This is a genomic window from Allobaculum fili (assembly GCF_020969955.1).
Taxonomy (GTDB): domain Bacteria; phylum Bacillota_I; class Bacilli_A; order Erysipelotrichales; family Erysipelotrichaceae; genus Allobaculum; species Allobaculum fili.
The window spans coordinates 1-255 of the sequence record NZ_JAHDSX010000174.1 but is presented as its reverse complement, the minus strand read 5'-3'; the positions used below and the strand labels follow the sequence as shown (position 1 = coordinate 255).

General features: G+C 41.6%; 1 protein-coding gene. It reads right to left on the bottom strand.

All coding sequences use genetic code 11. From position 1 onward, the window contains the following. Positions 1–238 (bottom strand): ATP-binding protein (locus Afil_RS10970; protein WP_255658401.1); only part of this gene is annotated, 238 nt, incomplete at its 3' end. Positions 239–255 lie beyond the last annotated feature (17 nt).

The window sequence follows — 255 nt, the reverse complement described above, 5'->3', positions numbered from 1 at the left end:
GACAGATAGACAAGGCACTTTTTCCCGTTCCTGGATTTCCAATCAGGATTACGTTTTCTCCATTTTTTATAAAGTCCAGACTTGAGAGCTCTTTTACTTTCTGCTGGATTTCGATTCTCAAATGTTCTGTTTGAAAGTCTTCCAGAGACATCCGATTTGGGAAATGCGCCAGCTGGATCCGCTTCTGAATACAGTTTTCATTGCGGCTGATCGTTTCGCCTTTGAGGACCTTTTCCAGAAATTCTTCGTAATCAA